The organism is Candidatus Krumholzibacteriia bacterium (genome assembly GCA_035649275.1).
Lineage (GTDB): Bacteria > Krumholzibacteriota > Krumholzibacteriia.
Map to the genome: position 1 here is coordinate 75,226 of DASRJW010000029.1, position 17,970 is coordinate 93,195.

Consider the following 17,970-nt stretch of genomic DNA (forward strand, 5'->3'; position numbering starts at 1 on the left):
CGGTGCGAGTGCATTACTTCGCCTGGGACGAGGCTCTCTGGCAGGACCTGCACCAGCACGTCGGCCTGCAGCGGTTGTTTCAGTACCTGGTGGTGCAGCAGGCCGGTGACGTGGAAGCGGCGCTGCAGATCCTGCGCGAGCTGCAGGCGGAAGGCCACCTCGATCCGAGTCTCGACCTCGAGCGCTTCGCCCAGCGCCTCGAAGAGCAGGAGCTGGTGCGCGACGCCGGCGGCCGCCTGGAGCTCACGCCGCGGGGGGAGCGCGATCTCCGCCGCGGCGCCCTCGAGCACATCTGGGGCCACATGCGTGGGCGCGGCAGCGGCCAGCATCCGGTGCCGCGGGAGGGCGCCGGCAGCGAGGCGCTGCCGGAGACGCAGCCATTCACCTTCGGCGATGACCTGGATCGCGTCGACTTCAAGGCGGCGCTCAAGAACGCCATGCGCCGTAGTGCCGGCGAGGAGCTGCAGCTGCAGGAAGGCGATCTGGAGGTGCACGAGACCGAGCTCCGCACCTCCTGCGCCTCGGTGCTGCTCCTCGACATCAGCCACAGCATGATCCTATACGGCGAGGACCGCATCACCCCGGCGAAGCGGGTGGCCCTCGCGCTCACCGAGCTCATCTTGACCCAATACCCCAAGGATTCCCTGGACCTCGTTCTCTTCGGCGACGAGGCACGCAGCGTCCCGCTCGCGGAGCTGCCCTACGTGCAGGTGGGGCCGTACCACACCAACACGCAAGCGGCGCTGCAGCTCGCCCGCCGCCTCCTCGGCCGGCGCAAGCACGCCAACAAGCAGGTCCTCCTGATCACCGACGGCAAGCCCAGCTGCATCCGTGAGGAAGGGGGCCTCTACAAGAACTCCTTCGGCCTGGATCCACGCATCGTGCATCGCACCTTGGACGAGGCCGTCATCCTGCGCCGGCAGCGCATCCCCATCACCACTTTCATGGTCGCCCGCGATCCGTACCTGCAGCGCTTCGTCGAGCGTCTCACCGAGCTCAACCATGGGCGCGCCTACCTCGCTTCGCTGCAGAACCTGGACGAGTACGTCCTGGTGGACTTCATCCGCCACCGCCGCCGCCGCCAGACCGGGCCTTGGGCATGACCACCTCCTCCATCCCTCCCCGGGTGATCTCGCACTATCGCTTGCTCGAACCCTTGGGACGCGGGGCCATGGGCGAAGTGTGGCTGGCGGAGGACACACAGCTGCCGCGGCAAGTGGCGGTGAAGTTGCTGCCGGCGCATCTGGCGGAAGAGGCCGAAGCGGTGCAGCGCATGCTGCGGGAAGCCCAGGCTGCCGCCAGCGTCGATCACCCTGCCGTGGTGACGGTGTATGAAGCGGGACTCGCCGCCGGTCAGCCGTACATCGTCATGCAGCGCCTGGAGGGTGAAACCCTGGCGCAACGGCTAGAGCGCGGCGTCATGCCCGTGGCCGACGCCGTGTCCCTGGCCACGCAGGTGGCCGACGCGCTGGCCGAGGTGCATGCCCTCGGCATCGTGCACCGCGATCTCAAACCCTCCAACATCATGCTCACCGCGCGGGGGGCCAAGATCCTCGATTTCGGCGTCGCCACCGTCCGCTCGCTGCCGGGCCTGACCACGCCGGGGGCTACGGTGGGCACGCCGCGCACCATGAGCCCGGAGCAGGTGCGGGGGGCGCCGCCGGACAACCGCGCCGATCTCTGGGCCCTCGGGGTCATCCTCTACCGGGCGCTCACTGGTGTGTGGCCCTTCGACGCCGCCGATCAGCAAGGCGTGCTGCAGCGCGTGTTGCAGCACGAGCCGGCGCGCCCCAGCACGCTGCGGCCCGAGATCGATCCCGATCTGGAGCACCTGGTGCTCAAGCTCCTGCGCAAGGAAGCCGCCCATCGTTACAGTCGCGCCGAGGAGCTGCTCGCGGACCTGGCCTGCTGCGGCAAGGGGCTGTCGTCGAGCGCGGCGGTGCGGGAGCCGCAGGCGCTGGCGGAGCCGGAAGCACGGCGCGCCCCGGGCTTGGCGGTGCTGCGCTTCGAGGTGTTGAGCGCCGATCCCGACGATGCCTACCTCGCCGCGGGGCTGGCGGAGGATCTCATCGTCGATCTGAGCCGCGTCGAGGGTTTGCACGTTCCCTCCCGCGCCGATGTCGCCCCGTACAGCGAGCGCAATGTGCCACCGCGCACCCTCGCCCGCGAGCTCGGCGTCGACTTCGTCCTCTTGGGCAGCGTCCGTCGGCATGGGAACCGAGCCCGCATCAGCGCCCAGCTCGTCCGCGCCAGCGACGGGCACGTGCTCTGGGGCGGTCGCTTCGATCGCACCCTCGAGGATCTCTTCGAAGTGCAAGCGGAGGTGTCGGCGGAGATCACCCAAGCACTCCAGCTCGCGCTGGCGCCGGAGGAGCGCGAGATGCTACGGCGGGCGCCGACACGGAACACCGAGGCCTACACGCTCTACTTGAAAGCGCGGGAGCTGGCCGATCGCTCCAAGGAGGAGAACCTGCGCGCCGCAGAGCTGCTGCGCCAGGCCCTCGACCTGGATCCCGGCTTCGCACTGGCCCACGCCGCGCTCGGGGAGTGCTTGGCGCTGCGCAGCCTGCGCTGGTGGGCCGGGATGGAGATGGCGGAACCGGCGCTGGCTTGCGCGCGGCGCGCCTTGGAGCTCGAACCGGGCTTGCCCGATGCGCATCGGGTCGAATCCATGGTGCTGCGCCTGCAAGGCAAGGTGCAGGAGATGCTGCAGGTGCTGGAGAAGGTGCTGGCGACGAACGAGGATGGTGAGACCCTGGAATGGGTGGGATGGTGCTACCTCACCCTCGGCCAGCCCGAAAGAGCCGTGCCGGTCCTGGAACGGCTCGTCGCCCGCCGTCCCGATCTCTACATGGGTGCTGTCTATCTGAGCAACGGCTACGACATGCAGGGGAAGACCGCCGAGTCGGAACGACTCGTGCGCCTGCTGCGCGAGCGGCTCCTCGACCTCGTGCGTCGAGCCCCCGATTCCGTGCATCCGCGCGCCATTTTGGCGGGGATCCTGGTGCGCCTGGGCGAGATCGAGGCGGGGCTGGCGCAGATCGACCGCGCCATCGCTCTCGCTCCCGACGACGGTCGCATTCGTTACAACGCTGCCTGCGCCTTGGCTCTGGCGGGACGCGAGGAGGTGGCTCTCGACCATCTCGAGGCGGCGGTGCGCCACATGCCGACCTACATCTCCGATTGGCCGCGCCGCGACCCCGATCTCGCCAGCCTGCACTCCCACCCGCGTTTCGTGCGTCTCTTTCCTGCCACCTGAGCCGCCGCCTCCGTCGCCTGCGCGTCTTTCTTGCGCCGCCGTCCTGCAAACCGGGCTCGCGGGTTCTGCGCCATCGACGAGAGGCGTGCGCCGGCGGGCAGCGTCAGTGCGACGGCAGCTCCCAACTCCTCCGGGCCCGGGGAGCGCGCGCCACGCCGTCGCTGGGCAGTCGCCAGGCGTTGAGGACGTTGAGCGCCAGCAGCGCTGCGCCGATGCCGAAGGCGGCGCGCATGCCAAAGCGGGCGGCGAGAGCGCCGCCGGCGAGCGGCCCCACCACGCCGCCGAGGAGTGTGGCGCTCGACCCGAAAGCCATCATGCCGGCCCGGCGGCGTTCGGGCGTGGCCTGGGCGATGACGGCGTAGAACGCCGGCAGCATGGCGGCGGCGAACAATCCCTGCAGGAGTCGGAACACCAAGAGCGTGTGCACGCTCCGGGCTGAGGCTTGCAGGAGAAAGACGACGGCAGCGCCGCCGCAGGCCAGCACGAGAGCACGACGGCGGCCGAAGCGATCACCGGCGCGGCCCCAGAAAGGCGCCGCCACGCCCATGGCCGCTCCGGTGCTCCCGAACAGGATTCCCGTGGTGCTGGAGAGCCGCGCCTCGGGCACACCCAGGGATTCGACGAAGAGGGCGAAGAACGGTTGCACCAGCAGCAAGGCGAACTGGGTACAGAAGAGTCCGAGGAGACTGACCGGCAGGGGATGGCGCCGGGCAAAGGCGGCGTTGCGCTTCAGGGACGAGGAACGCCGCCGCCTGCGGCGAGAGTGCGGCGCCGCAACCAGGCGCCACACGGCGAGCGCAGCCGAAAACTCCACGGCGGCGGTGACATAGAACAGGGCGCGGAAGCCGATGACGTCGGCGAGGACACCGCCGACGAGGGGACCGACGACGACTCCTGCCGCTTGCGCCGAGGAGAGCGTGCCGAGAGCGTAGCCCTGCTGCTCCCGCGGGGCAGTGGCGGAGACCAAGGCGATGGCGGCGGGGATGAATCCCGACACCGTGCCCTGTAGGAAGCGCAGCAGGAGCAGCTGGCCTGGGCTCCGGGCGAAGGACATGAGGAAGAGCGCCGCCGACAGGCCGACGAGGGAACGCACCACCATGAGCTTGCGGCCGACGCGATCGCCGACCCAACCCCAGACCGGTGTCATCAGCGCGGCGCAGAGGAACGGCCCCGAGAAAATCGCCCCGCTCCAGCGCTGCACACTTGCCGGGTCATCGACGCCATAGGAGCGAACGAGGAGCGGCAGGAAAGGCAGGATGAGCCCCATGCCGGCGACGACGAGGAGTTGCACTCCCCACATCACGAAAAGTGTCCGGCGCCAGTCTTGGGTCTCGGCGGTCTCCTCCGGCGGCGTCGAGTCCGGAGGCGCGCGTGCGGGCTCGGGAGGGCGCAAGTTCAGGAGGCACGCTCCGGTGGAGCGTCGCGGCGCAGTTCCCCGACCAGGTGGCCGAGTTCGGGGAGGATGAGCTTCTCCAGCGCCAGTCGTGCTGCGCCAGGTGAACCGGGGATGGAGAAGACCAGCTTGCCGCGCACGATGCCCGCGGAAGCCCGGGAGAGCATGGCGGCGCTGCGGATCTCCCCGTAAGAAAGGGCGCGGAAGAATTCGCCGAAGCCCGGGATCTCTCGTTCGTAGAGCCGCGACAACACGTCGTACGCCCGGTCACGGGGCGCGATGCCGGTGCCGCCGTTGACGATGAGGGCGTCGAAACCACCGGCGTCGAGGAGATCCTTCAGACCGCGCTTCAGAGGTTGGGCGTCCTCGCGCCAGATGCAGGAACCGACGACCCGGTGACCGGCGGCTTCCAGGGCGTCGCGGATCTGCGCCCCCGTGGTGTCGCTCGCCTCGTCGCGCGTATCCGAGCAGGTGACGACGAACACGTCCACCGCCGACGGCGCCGCGGCGCGATGTGCCTCGAGGCCCATGTCCTGCCTGCCTTTGCCCTGGACCGCGGCCGCGGCGCGAGCGGTCGCTGTTCGTAGGAACTGCATTGTAGGGGGGTGGCGCGATGCTCACAAGCTGGCGGTTCGCCGCACGGCGTGGCGTGCGTCGATACGCGCCGCCCGGCACGGGCGCCGACGGCACCGCCCGCGGCACGGCTGTGCGCCAGGTCATGCAAAAGGGAAACGGTTTGTCGCGGCGGCGGGGGCCTCAGACGCCGGCGACGACGGGCTCGTGCACCTCGCTGAGGCTCTCCTTGGCGATGTCGAGGACCTGAGCTTCTTCCTCGGAGATCACCATCTCGCACTTGCCGGAGCGGATGGGCTTGGCGTAGGCGCGCGAATCGTTGCGGCCGGCGATGCTCGTGATCATGACGCCATTGAAGTGTGCGTCCAGAAGGCAGAGCGAAAAGCTCTGCTGCCCCCGAATGTCGTCGAAGGCGTCGTAGCGCTTGAAGCCCACGCCTTGGATGGCGTTCATCGCCTGCGAGCGCAGACGGCGCACATAGGTGAGGGTCTCCTCGATGCGGCGCTTGTTGTTCTCCACGCCCTGGATCTGGGCCTGCAGGAGCGCATTCGTGTCGCTGGACTGGGCCGCCTGCAACAACGCCTCGTAGGGCTGGGCAAAGCGGTTGAGACGCCGGAGGAGCGCGCAGCCGAGTACGAGACCGGCGCAGCCGAGGACCGCGGCGAGGGCGCTCAGCACGGGGGCCACGTCGTTCAGCGTCTCCATCCCCATCCTCCGGTCCAGACGGAACTCATCGTTGCTCGCGCTCCCGCACGATGCGAGCGACATGCCAGGCTGGGAGATGGCGTCCGCCCGTGGCGATGGACGATTGCCCCGGCGCCTGAGGCGGTCCAGGCCCCGGCGTCGACCGGCCGCCGGCGGCGACGAAGGGTCAGGCTCGCCTCGTCGTCGCACGCTTCCGGGCTTCCCGCTGGGGGTGCCGCGTCAGACGGCCGGGACTGGGTTTCGGTCTGGCCAGAGGCGAGCCAGCTCGCACCTTCCTGCTCATGAAATGATCGGGCCCGTGGAGGCCTGGGGAGTCCGCAGCGGGCGACCCCCTGAAGGTGGGCCCGAGCCGTCTGGGACCCATCCACCGCAGGGCTCGGGCCAGGCAGGGGGTTCGAGGTTCTCTGCGCGCGGCTTTGTATGATCTCCACGACCTGCCGGTGCCCGGGGCAGCGACCCTTGCCGATCCGCCCAGCGCCCTCGATGGATGGTCGTCACCGGCGCGATCGACGGGCGTTGCGCCGCCACGATGGATTGCCGGTTGCGCCGCTACCCTAGGATTGGCGGTTGGGTTGTCACGACCGAACGGGAGGCCAGGAGTGTACGCAGCAGCCTTGGAGGTCGTGCGCCGGCTCCAGAAGGCCGGCTTCGAAACCTACTGGGTCGGTGGTTGCGTGCGCGACCGACTGCTCGGCCTTGACCCCGGCGATTACGACGTCGCGACCGCGGCCTTGCCAGCCGAGGCAGCCCCACTCTTCGACGCCAGCCGCGAGGTCGGGCGCAGCTTCAACGTCTTGCAGGTGCGGTGCAGCGACGTCTGGATCGAGGTGGCCACCTTCCGGAGCGAAGGCGACTACCGCGACGGCCGGCATCCGGAGCACATCGCGCCGGCGGATGCGCGCGCCGACGCTCTGCGCCGTGATTTCACCATCAATGCTCTCTTCCTGGATCCTCTCACCGATCGCATCCTGGATTTCGTCGGCGGCCAAGAGGATCTCCGCCGACGGCTGTTGCGCTGTGTCGGGGATCCGGAGGCGCGTCTGCGCGAGGATGCCCTCCGCCTCATGCGCGCCGTCCGTTTCGCTTGTCGCTTCGCCCTGGACCTGGAGCCCGAGACGCGGCGGGCGCTGGAGAACAACGCGGAGCGCCTGCGCCTAGTGGCGGCGGAACGGATCGGCGAGGAATTCCTGCAGATGCTGACAGGCCCGCAGCCCGAGCGCGCGATGACTTTGCTCTTGGAGACCGGACTTCTCGAGCGCTTCGCTCCCGAGCTCGTGCGTCTGCAGGGCTGTGAGCAATCGCCTCGCCATCACCCGGAAGGCGACGTGTGGGTGCATACGCTGCGCATGTTGTCGCTCATGGCCGAGTCGGTCCCGCCCGACGGCGACCGGGCGCTCGCGCTCGGCGTCCTGCTCCACGACGCCGGCAAGCCGGACTCGCGGCGCCTGCGCGGTGAGAGCGTCACCTTCTATGGGCATGAGAGGCGAGGTCAGGAGATTGCCTCGGCACTCATGCAACGGTTGGCGATTCCCTCACGCACCCAGGAGACGGTGTCGATGCTCGTGGGCCAGCATCTGCGCTTCCTCGACGTGGAGCAGATGCGAAAGAGCACGCTGCGACGCTTCGTTCTCCAGGAGGGCTTCGACCGTCTCCTCGCATTGCACCGTCTCGATGCCCTTTCCTCCCGCGGCGATCTGTCTTCCTGGGAGTTCTGCCGGCGCGAGTTGCAGGCCATTGCCGAGGAAGGCATCCCGGTGCGGCCGCTGCTCTCGGGCCATGAGCTGCAGGCGCTCGGTTACCTGCCCGGGCCACGACTCGGTGAGATCCTGCGCGCTCTGGTCGATGCACAGCTGGAGGGGATCGTGCGGGACGGCCCAGGCGCGCAGGCCTGGGTGCGCGCGCAGTACCCGCCCGAGCGCGACCGCTGACGGCTCGAAGCCGGACCGACGCCTTGGCAGAACTCAGCGGGCGGCGCGCTCGCACCGCTCTCTTGACAACCCTGCCCCCGACAGGGAACCTATGGCTCGAGGGGCGATTAGCTCAGTTGGCTAGAGCGCTTGCTCGACACGCAAGAGGTCAGAGGTTCAAATCCTCTATCGCCCACCAGATCCTGGCGGCCCGCGGACCCACGCGGGCCGTCGCTTTTACTCGCTCGCTGTCGAATCAATCTACGAGCACGATCTTGCGCCCCTGGACGCCGGAATCCGTCGCCAGCCGTACCACGTAGACACCCGCTGAGAGCTTTCCGAGCGGACTCGTTACGAGGTCAATTTCGGGCCGTCCGCCCTCAGGTGCGGCGACTCGAAACGGTGCGAACTCGGAGCGCAGCGCGAGGAGCTGCACGCGAGTCCCCATGGGAACCGAAGCCTCTTCACTTGGCCCGTGTCTGCAGGCCTCGATCGGGACCCGCGAGGCCGAAGGCCATGGGGCGATTCGCAGCGACGCCCCAGCCGTCGCGACCGAGTGCGATGACACCCAGGTCGCTGCTCGCTGGAAAGGCGCGGACCGCGCGCTCGACGGCAGCGCGAGCTGACGTGCCCTGGGACAAGCTCGTGTACACGCTGCGTGCCATGGCCTGGCGGATGATGTCCTCGCCTTGCCCCGTGCAGGCCACGGCGCCATCCGGGCCGGCGAACAAACCCGCACCATAGACGGGGACATCGCCGACCCGGCCGTACAGAGTGATCGACGTCCCGCCGGTGGAGAGGGTCGCGGCGTACTGTCCCTTGGCGTCGCGCGTCACCGTACCGACGGTATCGCCTTCGTGCGTCAGGTCGCGCAGTGCCTCGGGCAGCGGGTTCGGGAAGTTCCAGTGCGCCGGCCAGTCGAACTCGCCGCTCCCCGGACGTCCCAGGGCTTCCCGTACTTGCGCCAGTCGCTTGGCGTATTTGGCCTCCGCCTCGGGGCAGGTGGGCACGACGTCTTCGAAGCCCATGCGGTGGGCGAAACGTGTCGCACCCTCGCCGGCGAGCAGCAGGTGTGGTGTGTCGAGAACGGCCCGCACCACACGAATGGGATTGCGCACGCGTTCGATGACAGCAACGGCGGCGAAGCGCCCCTCGCTCGTCATCAGGGAGGCGTCCATCTGAATCGTCTTGCCGTCGAGGCGGATGTTGGCGCCCGTGCCGGCGTTGTAGCGCGGATCGTCCTCCATCTCGACGGTGCCGGCGATGGCCGCATCGAGAGCCGGGGCGCCGGCGCGCAAGGCCGCCATCGCCGAGTCCGCCGCGGCCTGTGCCCCGTCGCCGCGCTCGGGCGGCGTGCCGACGCCGGCGTGGGTCAAGGCCAGCGGGCCGGTGAAGCGACCGCCCTCCAGCACGGTGAGCCCCTGGGCTGGTTCGGCCCCGGCTGCAAGCCCCGGGACGCATGCGGCGACCACAAGGAGAAACCTGGCGGCAACGAGGGCCGCTCGGAGAGTGCGTGCGAGTGTCATGTCGACTCCCTTCCGGACCAGACCGGGACCGCGACATCGGGGAAATTGTCCATGAGACGCTGGCGCCGCAGGGCGCGCAGCCCTTCCAGGGCCGCGTTCCACGCCACGAACGGCTGGGGCTGCTTGTGGCCATGGCGGCGCCAGGTGACAGCGTCGGCCTCCATCTCTTTCTGGCCGACGATGAACAGGTTCGGAATCTTCTGCGTCTCGGCGCTGCGGATCTTCTTCCCGAAGCTCTCCGTGCCGTCGTCGAGGCGGACGCGGAACAGGTCGTCGTGGAGCAAGCGCTGCAGGCGGCGGCCGAAATCGAGGAACGCCTCGCCCACCGAGACCGGAATGATCGCCACCTGCACCGGGGCCATCCAGGTAGGGAAGGCGCCCCCCAGATGCTCGAGGAGGAAAGCCACGAAGCGCTCGTGCGTCCCGAGCGGGGCGCGATGGATGATCCACGGCCGTTGCCGCGAACCGTCGGCAGCCACGTATTCGAGCTGGAAGCGCTCGCCGCCGACGAAGTCCAGCTGTCCGGTGCTGGCGGTTTCCTCCCGCCCGATGACGTTGGTCACCTGGTAATCCACCTTGGGTCCATAGAAAGCCGCTTCCCCCACGTGTTCCTGGTAGGGGAGGTCCAGCTCGCGCAGCACCTGGCGCACCATCTCTTCGGCGGCCACCCAGCGGTCCTCGGCGCTGACGAACTTCTCTTGGTCCGGCGAGTGCAGGGAGAGGCGCATCCAGAAGTCCTCGAGGCGGAACATCTGATAGTAATGGCGATGCATCTCGATGACGGCGCGGAACTCGTCGTGCACCTGCTCGCGGGTGCAGTAGATGTGCGCGTCGTTCATGCTCATGCCACGCACGCGCAGCAGGCCCGCCAGCTGCCCGCTCTTCTCGTAGCGATACACGTCGCCGTACTCCGCCAGGCGGAGCGGTAGCTCGCGGTAGCTGCGCGGCCGCACTCCGAAGATGGTGTGGTGGTGCGGGCAGTTCATGGGCTTGAGATAAAAGGACTCCCCGTCGTCCAGCTGCATGGGCGGGAACATGGAGGCGGCGTAGTACGGCAAGTGGCCGCTGATCTCGTAGAGCCGCCCCTTGGCCAGATGCGGCGTGGCCACGCGCTGGTAGCCGGCGCGGAACTCCGTCTCCCGCGCCAGGGCCTCCAGCTCGTCGCGCAACACCGTGCCGTGCGGCAGCCACAAGGGCAGGCCGCGCCCGACGTCCTCGCTGAGCATGAAGATCTCCAGCTCCGCCCCGAGCTTGCGGTGGTCGCGCTCCCGCGCCAGCTCGCGCCGGCGGAGGAAATCGTCGAGCTCCTCCTTGGTGATGAAGGCGAGGCCGTAGATCCGCGTCATCATCGGGTTCTTCTCGCTGCCCCGCCAGTAGGCCCCGGCCACGCTGTCGAGCTTGAAGGTTTGCGGCGGGATGTCGCGGGTGGATTCCACGTGCGGTCCCTCGCACATGTCCACGAAGGCGCCGCTGCGGTAGAAGCTGAAGCGTTGCACTCCCTGACGGTCGTGCAGGTCCCGGGCGTACTCCACCTTGAACGGCTGTCCCTGCGCTTCCAGCAAGCGCACCGCCGCGGCGAAATCGTGCTCCTCGCGCTCGAAGCGCGCGCCGCCGGCGAGGAGCTTGCGCATGCGGCGCTCGAGCTCACCCAGCTCCGCTTCCTCCAACGGTTCGTGGAAGAGGAAGTCGTAGTAGAAGCCCGTGTCCACCGGCGGCCCGAAGCCGAGCTGGGTGCCGGGGCGTGACTCCAGAACGGCCTGGGCGAGCACGTGGGCCAAACTGTGTCGGCGGCGGTAGAGCGGGTCGTTCTTGCGTTCCGGATCGGCGTCGAGTCGCGCCACAGGACCTCCTCCCAGCACGGGGGCCCATCCTAACCCGACGGTCCGGAGGGGCTCAACGTCGCCGCCTGGGAGGAGCCAGCGGCAGCCGGGGGTTGACAGCCCTGGGGTCCCCAAGGTATTCGTCACAGTTCGAAAACCGGGCAAGTGAAGGTGTCACCTTCCACCCGGCGGCGCGTGCAGCTGCCTGCCGGGTTCCTCGCGCGACAGGCCGTGGCCTGGCGCCAGGTTGGGTGGCACCTCGCCACCCTTCACTTTTTTTCGGGCCGGCGAGAGCGCCGCGCCCCCGAGGGGAGGTCGATGATCCGAGAGCGCGAAGCTCCCCGCCGGGACCGGGGGCCACGCGTGAACGAGCGCATCGGCGTGCGAGAGGTGCGGGTCGTCCTCGAAGACGGCACGCAGCTCGGGGTCCTGCCGACGCGCGATGCTCTGACGAAAGCGAGAGAGCTGAATCTCGACCTCGTGGAGGTCTCGCCCACGTCCAGGCCACCCGTATGTCGCATCATGGACTTCGGGAAGTACAAGTACGAGCAGGCCAAGAAGGCCAAGGTCGCTCGCAAACGTCAGCATCAAGTCGTGGTGAAAGAGATCAAGATGCGGCCCAAGATCGAAACCCACGACTACGATTTCAAGAAGCGCCACATCGAGGAGTTCCTCTCCCACGGCGACAAGGTAAAGGTCACCTTGATGTTCCGCGGACGGGAAATGGCCCACACCGACCTGGGGCGCAATCTCCTCGACCAGTTGGCGACCGAGCTGGCGGAGCTCGGCAAGGTCGAGGCGCCGCCGCGGCAGGAGGGCCGGAACATGGTCCTGCTCCTCACCCCCGTCGCCGCCAAGGGCAAGGCGTCCAAGCGCGTCGCCAGCGAGGTGGCGCATGCCGACTCGGAAGCCGAGCAGGGCTGAGGAGGATCTGCGGTGCCGAAAATGAAGACCCATCGCGGTCTCGCCAAGCGGGTGCGCCGCACGGCGAGCGGCCGCTTGAAACGCAAGAAGGCCTATCACAGCCACTTGCTCGCCTCGAAGTCGCGCAAGCAGAAGCGACGGCTGCGCGGCTCGTCGCTCATCGCGCCGGAGGAAGAGAAGCGGCTGAAGGCACTTCTCAACGACTAGCGTCCCTGGTTTCTACGGGAGTGCAGACATGCCACGTGCGACCAACAATGTCGCGGCGCGGGCGCGCCACCACAAGCTCCTCAAGCAGGCCGAAGGCTACTACGGCGCCAAGAGCCGGTTGTACCGCATCGCCAAGGAGGCGGTGGAGCGCGGGCTCAACTACGCCTACCGCGATCGCCGGGCGCGGAAGCGCGACTTCCGCCAGCTGTGGATCATGCGCATCAACGCTGCTGCCCGCCAGCACGGTCTTTCCTACAGCACCTTCATGGGGCTCCTGCGGCAGTCGAACATCGAGGTCAACCGCAAAGTCCTGGCCGAGATGGCCGTGAACGACGCCGAGGCCTTCGAGAAGCTGGTCGAGACCGCCAAGCAGGCCCAGAGCTGAGACCGTGAGCACTGGGCCCGAGTCCCTGGGCGAGCGGATCGTCGCGGCCCGTGCGGCAGCGCTGGCCGAGAGCGCCGCGGCCTCGACGGCCGAGGCGCTGGAGGCGTGGCGCGTGCGCTGGCTCGGCCGCCGCGGCACGGTGGCGGCGCTCTTCGCAGCCCTTCCCGAAGCCGCCGCCGCCGAGCGGCGCGAGCTCGGCCAGCGGCTCAATGCGCTCAAGAACGAGTTGCAGGGGCTCTACGATGCAGCGGCGTCCGCAGCGGCTCCAGCCGTCGCCGCCGCCGCCGTGGATGTCACGCTCCCAGGCCGCCGCCGCTGGGTCGGCCGGCCCCACGTCCTCTCCCAGGTCCTGGACGAGATGCTGGCCATCTTCACCGGCCTGGGTTTCGCCGTGGCCATGGGCCCGGAGGTGGAGCTCGAGGCCTACAACTTCGACTTCCTCAACTTCCCGCCCAACCACCCGGCGCGGGACCTGCAGGACACCTTCTACGTCAACGATCGGGTGCTGCTGCGCACCCAGACTTCGCCCATGCAGGTGCGCATCATGCGCTCTCAGCCGCCGCCGGTGCGCGTCGTCGTCCCCGGCCGCGTCTACCGCAACGAGCAGATCGATGCCACTCACGCCGCCGAGTTCCATCAGGTCGAGGGTCTGTACGTGGACCAGCGGGTTTCCATGGTGGATTTGAAGGCCACCATCGCTCACTTCACCCGCCTGCTCTTCGGCACCGACACCGCCATCCGCTTCAAGCCGCACTACTTTCCCTTCACCGAGCCCAGCGTGGACGTGGACATGACCTGCTTCGCCTGCGGCGGCAAGGGCTGCAAGCTCTGCGGCAACGCCGGCTGGATCGAGATCATGGGCGCCGGCATGGTGCATCCCAACGTCTTCCGTGCCGCTGGCTACGACCCGGAGCAGGTCACGGGCTTCGCCTTCGGCATGGGGGTGGACCGCATCGCCATGCTGCGCCACGGCATCGATGACCTGCGGTTGTTGCTGGAGAACGACGTGCGCTTCCTGGCGCAGTTCTGAGGAGTCCCATGCGCGTCCCCCTGGACTGGTTGCGCGATTACGTCCGCTTCGACGTCGAGCCTCACGTGCTCGCCCATGACCTCACCATGCTGGGCACGAAGATCGAGAGCGTGGATCTCGGCACGCCGGGGTTCGCGGGCGTCTTCGTCGGCAAGGTGCTGGAGTGCCGCAAACATCCGAACGCCGACAAGCTGACCTTGTGTCAGGTCGCGGTGGGGGACGAGGAACTCTCCATCGTCTGCGGCGCCCCCAACGTGCGCCCCGGTCTCACCGTGGCGGTGGCGCGCCCGGGGGCGCGTCTGGCCGGCGATCTACGCATCCGCAAGTCCAAGATCCGCGGCGAGACCTCGGAAGGCATGATCTGCTCCGCCCGGGAGCTCGGGCTCGGCGAGGATCGGGACGGCATTCTCGAGCTCGATGCAGCCCTGGCAAGCGGCGCGACGTTCACCGCTGGGGCGCGGGGCGCCGTCCTCGAGGCGGAGATCACTCCCAACCGGCCGGATTGCCTGGCACTCCTCGGGGTGGCACGGGAGGTGGCGGCGCTGTACGAGCAGCCCCTGCGCCTGCCGCCGGTGTGGGCGGAGCCGGCGCGGCGGCGCGAGCGCGCGCCGCTCCGCGTCGAGATCGAGGCGCCCGAGGATTGCGGCCGCTACTTCGGCCGCGCTCTCCGCGGCGTCCAGATCGCGGCGTCGCCGCCCTGGCTGCAGGAGCGTATCGCCGCCCTCGGGCTCGAGCCGATCAACAACGTCGTCGACGTCACCAACTACGTTCTCTTCGAAACCGGCCAGCCCATCCATGCCTTCGACCTGGCGGCGTTGCGCGGCGGCCGTCTGCTGGTGCGTCGTGGCCGCGCCGGGGAAACGCTGCAGACCCTCGACGGTGTCGAGCGGCGCCTCGAAGACATCCTCGTCATCGCCGATGGCGAAGGCCCGGTGGCCCTCGCCGGCATCATGGGCGGACTCGGCAGCGCCGTGCGCGCTTCGACCGCGGATCTCTTCCTCGAGGCGGCTTACTTCCGCCCCGATCTGGTGCGCAGCGGCCGCCGCCGGCTCGGCCTCGACACCGATGCGTCCTACCGCTTCGAGCGCCAGACCGACATCGAGGCGGTGCGCTGGGTGATGGATCGGGTCACCCATCTCTTGCTCGAGGTGGCGGGGGGCGAGGTGCGGGAAGCGAGCGAAGACATCTACCCGCGCCAGCCGGCGCCGCGGCGTTTGCGCCTGCGCGCCGAACGGGCGAGCCTGGTGGTGGGCGTGACCTTGGAAGCGGAGCGGAGCGCGGCGCTGTTGCGCCGCTTGCACCTGGACGCCGTGGCGCGCGGCGGCAGCGTCGATGTCCAGGTGCCCTCCTTCCGGCGCGACCTGCACGAGGAGATCGACCTCGTGGAAGAGGTGGCGCGCATGCACGGCTACGACAACATCCCGAGCGATGCCCTGCCGCCGGCGGCTCTGCAGCCCCGCCCGCATCGGCGGCAAACGCTGCTGGCGCGCCTGCGCCAGCTCGTCGTCGGTCTCGGCTACTTCGAGGTGCGCACCAGCGCCTTCATGGAACGCCGCGATCCTGAACGGCTCGGTCTCGGCGCCGGCGACGTGCGCCGCCGTGCGGTTTGCCTGCGCAATCCCATCGTCCCCACCCTGGACACGATGCGCACCACCATGCTTCCCGGCATGCTGCGCGTGCTGCGGCACAACCTGAATCGCGAGGCGAGCAGCCTGCGTTTGGCGGCGGTGGATCGCGTTTTTCTCGACCTGCCCGGCGATGTCGACGGCCTGCCCCAAGAGCCCGAGCGCTTGTTGCTGCTCGCCTGCGGTGCCAGTCACCCGGAGAGCTGGGGCGAGGCAGCGCGGCCGTGCGATGTCTTCGATCTCAAGGGCGATGCGGAGGCCCTGCTGGAGCATCTCGGCGTTGACACGGTCTGGAGCCGTGGCTATACTGAGCCGTTCCTTGATGATGGCGTAAGTTTTTTGATTTCAGGTAGTTACGGCGTCATCGGTGGAGGCGGCGGGGTGCGTGCGGAGGTGCTGCAGAGCTTCGACGTGGAGATCCCGGTGTTCGTCCTGGAGCTCGACGTCGCGGCGCTGGAACAGCACCTGCCTGCCCGCCGTGCGTTCCGTGGCATTCCGCGCTTCCCGGCGGTGAAACGGGATCTCTCTCTGGTGCTGCCGCGTCACGTCGCCTACGAGGACGTGCGGCGTGTGGCGGTGGAGGCCGGGGGAGCGTGGCTCGAATCGGTACACTGCTTCGATGTCTTCGAGGATCGGTCCTTGGGCGAGGGCGTGCGCAGCGTGGGTTTGCGGCTGCGCTTCCGCTCTCCCGAACGCACGCTCCTCGACGACATGGTGGAGCCGTGGATGGATGGTATCGTGCGGCGCCTGGAGGCGAGCCTCGGGGTGCGCTTGCGCACCCTCTGAAGGCACCCGGGCTGGGGAGGAGATGAAGCGGTGGAGCACTTGGAGAGTCTGGCGCGGCTCGAGGAGCGGATCCAGAAGGCGGCGGAAATCATCGCGACCTTGCGGCAAGACAACAAGCGTCTGGAGCAGGAAGCGTCCCAGCTGCTGGAGAGCCAGCGCAATCTGGAACGTCGCGCCGACGAGATGAGCGCGGAGAAGCAAGAGCTCGTCAACGAGGGCCGGCTGCTGCGGGAGCGGGAGAAGGAGTGGGCGCGCTACGAGCGCGACCGCGACGAGATCCGCACCCGCATCGACTCGATGCTGGCCAAGTTCGAGGAGCTCGAGATCTGATTCCGGGCCCCCACGGGGGAGCGTGCATGGAACGTGTGAAGACCACGCGGGTGGAGATCTTCGGGAGCGAATATCACATCCGCGCCGACGTCGATGCCGATTACGTCAAGACCGTGGCCAGCTACGTGGACGCGAAGATGAGCGAGATCGCTCAGAATCAGAGTCTGGTGTCGTCCACGAAGGTGGCGATCCTGGCGGCGATCAACATCGCCGACGAGCTGTTCAAGGAACGGCGCCAGAACGAGCAGACGGTGCACGACGTCACGGCGAAGGCGGATGCGCTGGCCGAGGTGCTGGCCCGTTCCTTGTGAGCCGTTCTCGTACTGCGATCGCGAGGTCCGACGAGGACGTGCTTGCTCCGCCGCCGGGCGCTTGGCTATACTCGCCTCGAGAAGAATTCCCTGCTCAGCAGGTGGGTCGATCGATTTTTTGAGCCAACACCTCGATGACGGGAACCAGAAGCGTCGCAGGATGTCCTGGCCCGGAAGGGTTGCGACTGCACGCGGCGTGACGGTGCCCACCTGGCGAGCCAGGTTCAAAGAGGCCTCGATCCACGGCGCGGCGGGGAGTTCTTCTTCTCAGGGCCCGCTGCACCAGCGCCGTCGATGGGTTCCGGCGCGAGGAGCAGGGCCATGACCGCGCGCATTCTCGACGGCCGCAAGCTGGCCGACACCCTGCTGCAAGAGTTGCGTGCCGAGATCGCGAGCGCCCAGGCGCCGCGGCCTCCCGGTCTGGCGGCGGTGCTGGTCGGCGACGATCCGGCCTCGCAGGTCTACGTGCGCAACAAGCTCAAGGCGTGCGAAATCTGCGGCATCCGCTCCTTCTTCAGTCCCCTCCCGGCGACGGCGAGCGCCCCCGAGGTGTCCGCGCTCCTCGACCGCTTGAACGCCGATCCCGCCGTGGACGGGATCTTGCTGCAGCTGCCCTTGCCCCGCGGCCTCGATTCCCGCGCGCTCTTGCAGCGTCTCGATCCCGCCAAGGACGTGGACGGACTGCATCCGCTGAACCTGGGCAAGCTCGTCGCCGACGACGACAGCGGCTTCCACCCTTGCACGCCTGCCGGTGTGGTGGAGCTCCTGAGCCGCAACGACATCCCCCTGGAGGGACGCCGCACCGTGATCGTCGGCCGCAGTAGCCTGGTGGGGAAGCCGCTGGCACTTCTCCTGCTGCGTCGCGCCGTGGTGGGCAACGCCACGGTCACCGTGGTGCACACGAAGAGCCGCGAGGTGCCGGCGCTGGTGGCGGAAGCCGAACTCTTGGTCGCCGCCGCCGGCAGCCCCGGCTTCGTGCGCGGCGAGTGGCTGCGGCCGGGCGCCGTCGTCGTCGACGTGGGCATCCACCGCACCGCGTCGCGACAGCTGGTGGGGGACGTGGACTTCGAGTCCGCCGCCGCCGTGGCCGGTGCGATCACCCCGGTGCCCGGCGGCGTCGGTCCGATGACGGTGGCGATGCTGATGCGCAACACCACGCTCTCCTGGCGCCGGCGCTGGAGTCGTTGAG

General features: G+C 68.8%; 16 protein-coding genes, 1 tRNA gene and 1 other RNA gene. 13 read left to right on the forward strand and 5 right to left on the reverse strand.

Features of this window, described 5'->3' with window-relative positions; translation table 11 throughout:
- Window positions 1–2 precede the first annotated feature (2 nt).
- Together VFE28_03045 and VFE28_03050 are read left to right on the forward strand one after the other, a co-directional pair.
- A complete protein-coding gene (locus VFE28_03045; GenBank protein ID HZM14956.1) occupies window positions 3–1,103 on the forward strand; it encodes a VWA domain-containing protein in 1,101 nt (366 codons plus the stop codon).
- Window positions 1,100–3,259 carry a protein kinase gene (locus tag VFE28_03050; GenBank protein HZM14957.1) on the forward strand — a complete coding sequence of 720 codons (2,160 nt, stop codon included), beginning with the start codon at window positions 1,100–1,102 and terminating at the stop codon, window positions 3,257–3,259. Before VFE28_03045 ends, VFE28_03050 begins: the two co-directional genes overlap by 4 nt.
- A 103-nt stretch (window positions 3,260–3,362) precedes the next feature.
- On the opposite strand, the gene VFE28_03055 is transcribed toward VFE28_03050, so the two are convergent.
- The 3 genes from VFE28_03055 to VFE28_03065 form a co-directional block, all read right to left on the reverse strand.
- Entirely contained in the window at window positions 3,363–4,559 is a 1,197-nt protein-coding gene (locus tag VFE28_03055; protein ID HZM14958.1) for an MFS transporter, read from the reverse strand.
- Between the two features lie 95 nt (window positions 4,560–4,654).
- Window positions 4,655–5,182: a molybdenum cofactor biosynthesis protein B gene (locus VFE28_03060; protein ID HZM14959.1), complete on the reverse strand. Its 528-nt coding sequence runs from the start codon at window positions 5,180–5,182 to the stop codon at window positions 4,655–4,657.
- Between the two features lie 226 nt (window positions 5,183–5,408).
- The gene (locus VFE28_03065; GenBank protein ID HZM14960.1) at window positions 5,409–5,930 is read right to left on the reverse strand and encodes a DUF4446 family protein; all 522 of its coding nucleotides are present in this window, start codon (window positions 5,928–5,930) and stop codon (window positions 5,409–5,411) included.
- A 599-nt stretch (window positions 5,931–6,529) separates the two neighbouring features.
- On the opposite strand from VFE28_03065, the gene VFE28_03070 reads away from it, so the two are divergent.
- Together VFE28_03070 and VFE28_03075 are read left to right on the forward strand one after the other, a co-directional pair.
- Window positions 6,530–7,858 (forward strand): CCA tRNA nucleotidyltransferase, encoded by a 1,329-nt coding sequence (locus VFE28_03070; GenBank protein HZM14961.1) that lies wholly within the window; start codon window positions 6,530–6,532, stop codon window positions 7,856–7,858.
- Between the two features lie 101 nt (window positions 7,859–7,959).
- Window positions 7,960–8,036: transfer RNA gene (locus tag VFE28_03075), tRNA-Val, on the forward strand.
- Window positions 8,037–8,301: 265 nt separating this feature from the next.
- Here the strand turns inward: VFE28_03075 and VFE28_03080 are convergent.
- A complete protein-coding gene (locus tag VFE28_03080) occupies window positions 8,302–9,363 on the reverse strand; it encodes an isoaspartyl peptidase/L-asparaginase (protein HZM14962.1) in 1,062 nt (353 codons plus the stop codon).
- Window positions 9,360–11,204 (reverse strand): threonine--tRNA ligase, encoded by a 1,845-nt coding sequence (gene thrS / locus VFE28_03085; GenBank protein ID HZM14963.1) that lies wholly within the window; start codon window positions 11,202–11,204, stop codon window positions 9,360–9,362. The genes VFE28_03080 and thrS overlap by 4 nt, the downstream gene beginning before the upstream one ends.
- 342 nt (window positions 11,205–11,546) lie before the next feature.
- Between thrS and infC the strand changes: the two genes are divergently transcribed.
- The 9 genes from infC (at window position 11,547) to folD (ending at window position 17,969) form a co-directional block, all read left to right on the forward strand.
- Window positions 11,547–12,107 (forward strand): translation initiation factor IF-3, encoded by a 561-nt coding sequence (infC, locus tag VFE28_03090; protein ID HZM14964.1) that lies wholly within the window; start codon window positions 11,547–11,549, stop codon window positions 12,105–12,107.
- A gap of 12 nt (window positions 12,108–12,119) precedes the next feature.
- The gene (rpmI, locus tag VFE28_03095) at window positions 12,120–12,314 is read left to right on the forward strand and encodes a 50S ribosomal protein L35 (GenBank protein HZM14965.1); all 195 of its coding nucleotides are present in this window, start codon (window positions 12,120–12,122) and stop codon (window positions 12,312–12,314) included.
- A gap of 28 nt (window positions 12,315–12,342) precedes the next feature.
- Window positions 12,343–12,699: a 50S ribosomal protein L20 gene (gene rplT, locus VFE28_03100; protein HZM14966.1), complete on the forward strand. Its 357-nt coding sequence runs from the start codon at window positions 12,343–12,345 to the stop codon at window positions 12,697–12,699.
- A 37-nt stretch (window positions 12,700–12,736) separates the two neighbouring features.
- Window positions 12,737–13,729, forward strand: coding sequence for a phenylalanine--tRNA ligase subunit alpha (pheS, locus tag VFE28_03105; protein HZM14967.1), 993 nt, complete (start codon window positions 12,737–12,739; stop codon window positions 13,727–13,729).
- Window positions 13,730–13,737: 8 nt separating this feature from the next.
- Window positions 13,738–16,140: a phenylalanine--tRNA ligase subunit beta gene (gene pheT / locus VFE28_03110; GenBank protein ID HZM14968.1), complete on the forward strand. Its 2,403-nt coding sequence runs from the start codon at window positions 13,738–13,740 to the stop codon at window positions 16,138–16,140.
- 30 nt (window positions 16,141–16,170) lie between these two features.
- Window positions 16,171–16,470, forward strand: coding sequence for a cell division protein ZapB (gene zapB, locus VFE28_03115; protein HZM14969.1), 300 nt, complete (start codon window positions 16,171–16,173; stop codon window positions 16,468–16,470).
- A 26-nt stretch (window positions 16,471–16,496) separates the two neighbouring features.
- Complete coding sequence (locus VFE28_03120; protein HZM14970.1) at window positions 16,497–16,781, forward strand: cell division protein ZapA; 285 nt, start codon at window positions 16,497–16,499, stop codon at window positions 16,779–16,781.
- A gap of 84 nt (window positions 16,782–16,865) precedes the next feature.
- Window positions 16,866–17,042: non-coding RNA, 6S RNA (ssrS, locus tag VFE28_03125), on the forward strand.
- A gap of 60 nt (window positions 17,043–17,102) precedes the next feature.
- On the forward strand, window positions 17,103–17,969 hold the full coding sequence (gene folD / locus VFE28_03130; protein HZM14971.1) for a bifunctional methylenetetrahydrofolate dehydrogenase/methenyltetrahydrofolate cyclohydrolase FolD: 867 nt from the start codon (window positions 17,103–17,105) through the stop codon (window positions 17,967–17,969).
- Window position 17,970: the final 1 nt, after the last annotated feature.

Excerpts from the sequence above, each read along its gene's own strand:
- pheT (HZM14968.1), top strand. The coding sequence starts at position 13,738 with ATGCGCGTCCCCCTGGACTGGTTGCGCGATTACGTCCGCTTCGACGTC.
- VFE28_03080 (HZM14962.1), bottom strand. The coding sequence starts at position 9,363 with ATGACACTCGCACGCACTCTCCGAGCGGCCCTCGTTGCCGCCAGGTTT.
- VFE28_03050 (HZM14957.1), top strand. The coding sequence starts at position 1,100 with ATGACCACCTCCTCCATCCCTCCCCGGGTGATCTCGCACTATCGCTTG.
- VFE28_03055 (HZM14958.1), bottom strand. The coding sequence starts at position 4,559 with ATGTGGGGAGTGCAACTCCTCGTCGTCGCCGGCATGGGGCTCATCCTG.
- VFE28_03065 (HZM14960.1), bottom strand. The coding sequence starts at position 5,930 with ATGGAGACGCTGAACGACGTGGCCCCCGTGCTGAGCGCCCTCGCCGCG.
- folD (HZM14971.1), top strand. The coding sequence starts at position 17,103 with ATGACCGCGCGCATTCTCGACGGCCGCAAGCTGGCCGACACCCTGCTG.
- VFE28_03120 (HZM14970.1), top strand. The coding sequence starts at position 16,497 with ATGGAACGTGTGAAGACCACGCGGGTGGAGATCTTCGGGAGCGAATAT.
- rplT (HZM14966.1), top strand. The coding sequence starts at position 12,343 with ATGCCACGTGCGACCAACAATGTCGCGGCGCGGGCGCGCCACCACAAG.
- VFE28_03060 (HZM14959.1), bottom strand. The coding sequence starts at position 5,182 with ATGGGCCTCGAGGCACATCGCGCCGCGGCGCCGTCGGCGGTGGACGTG.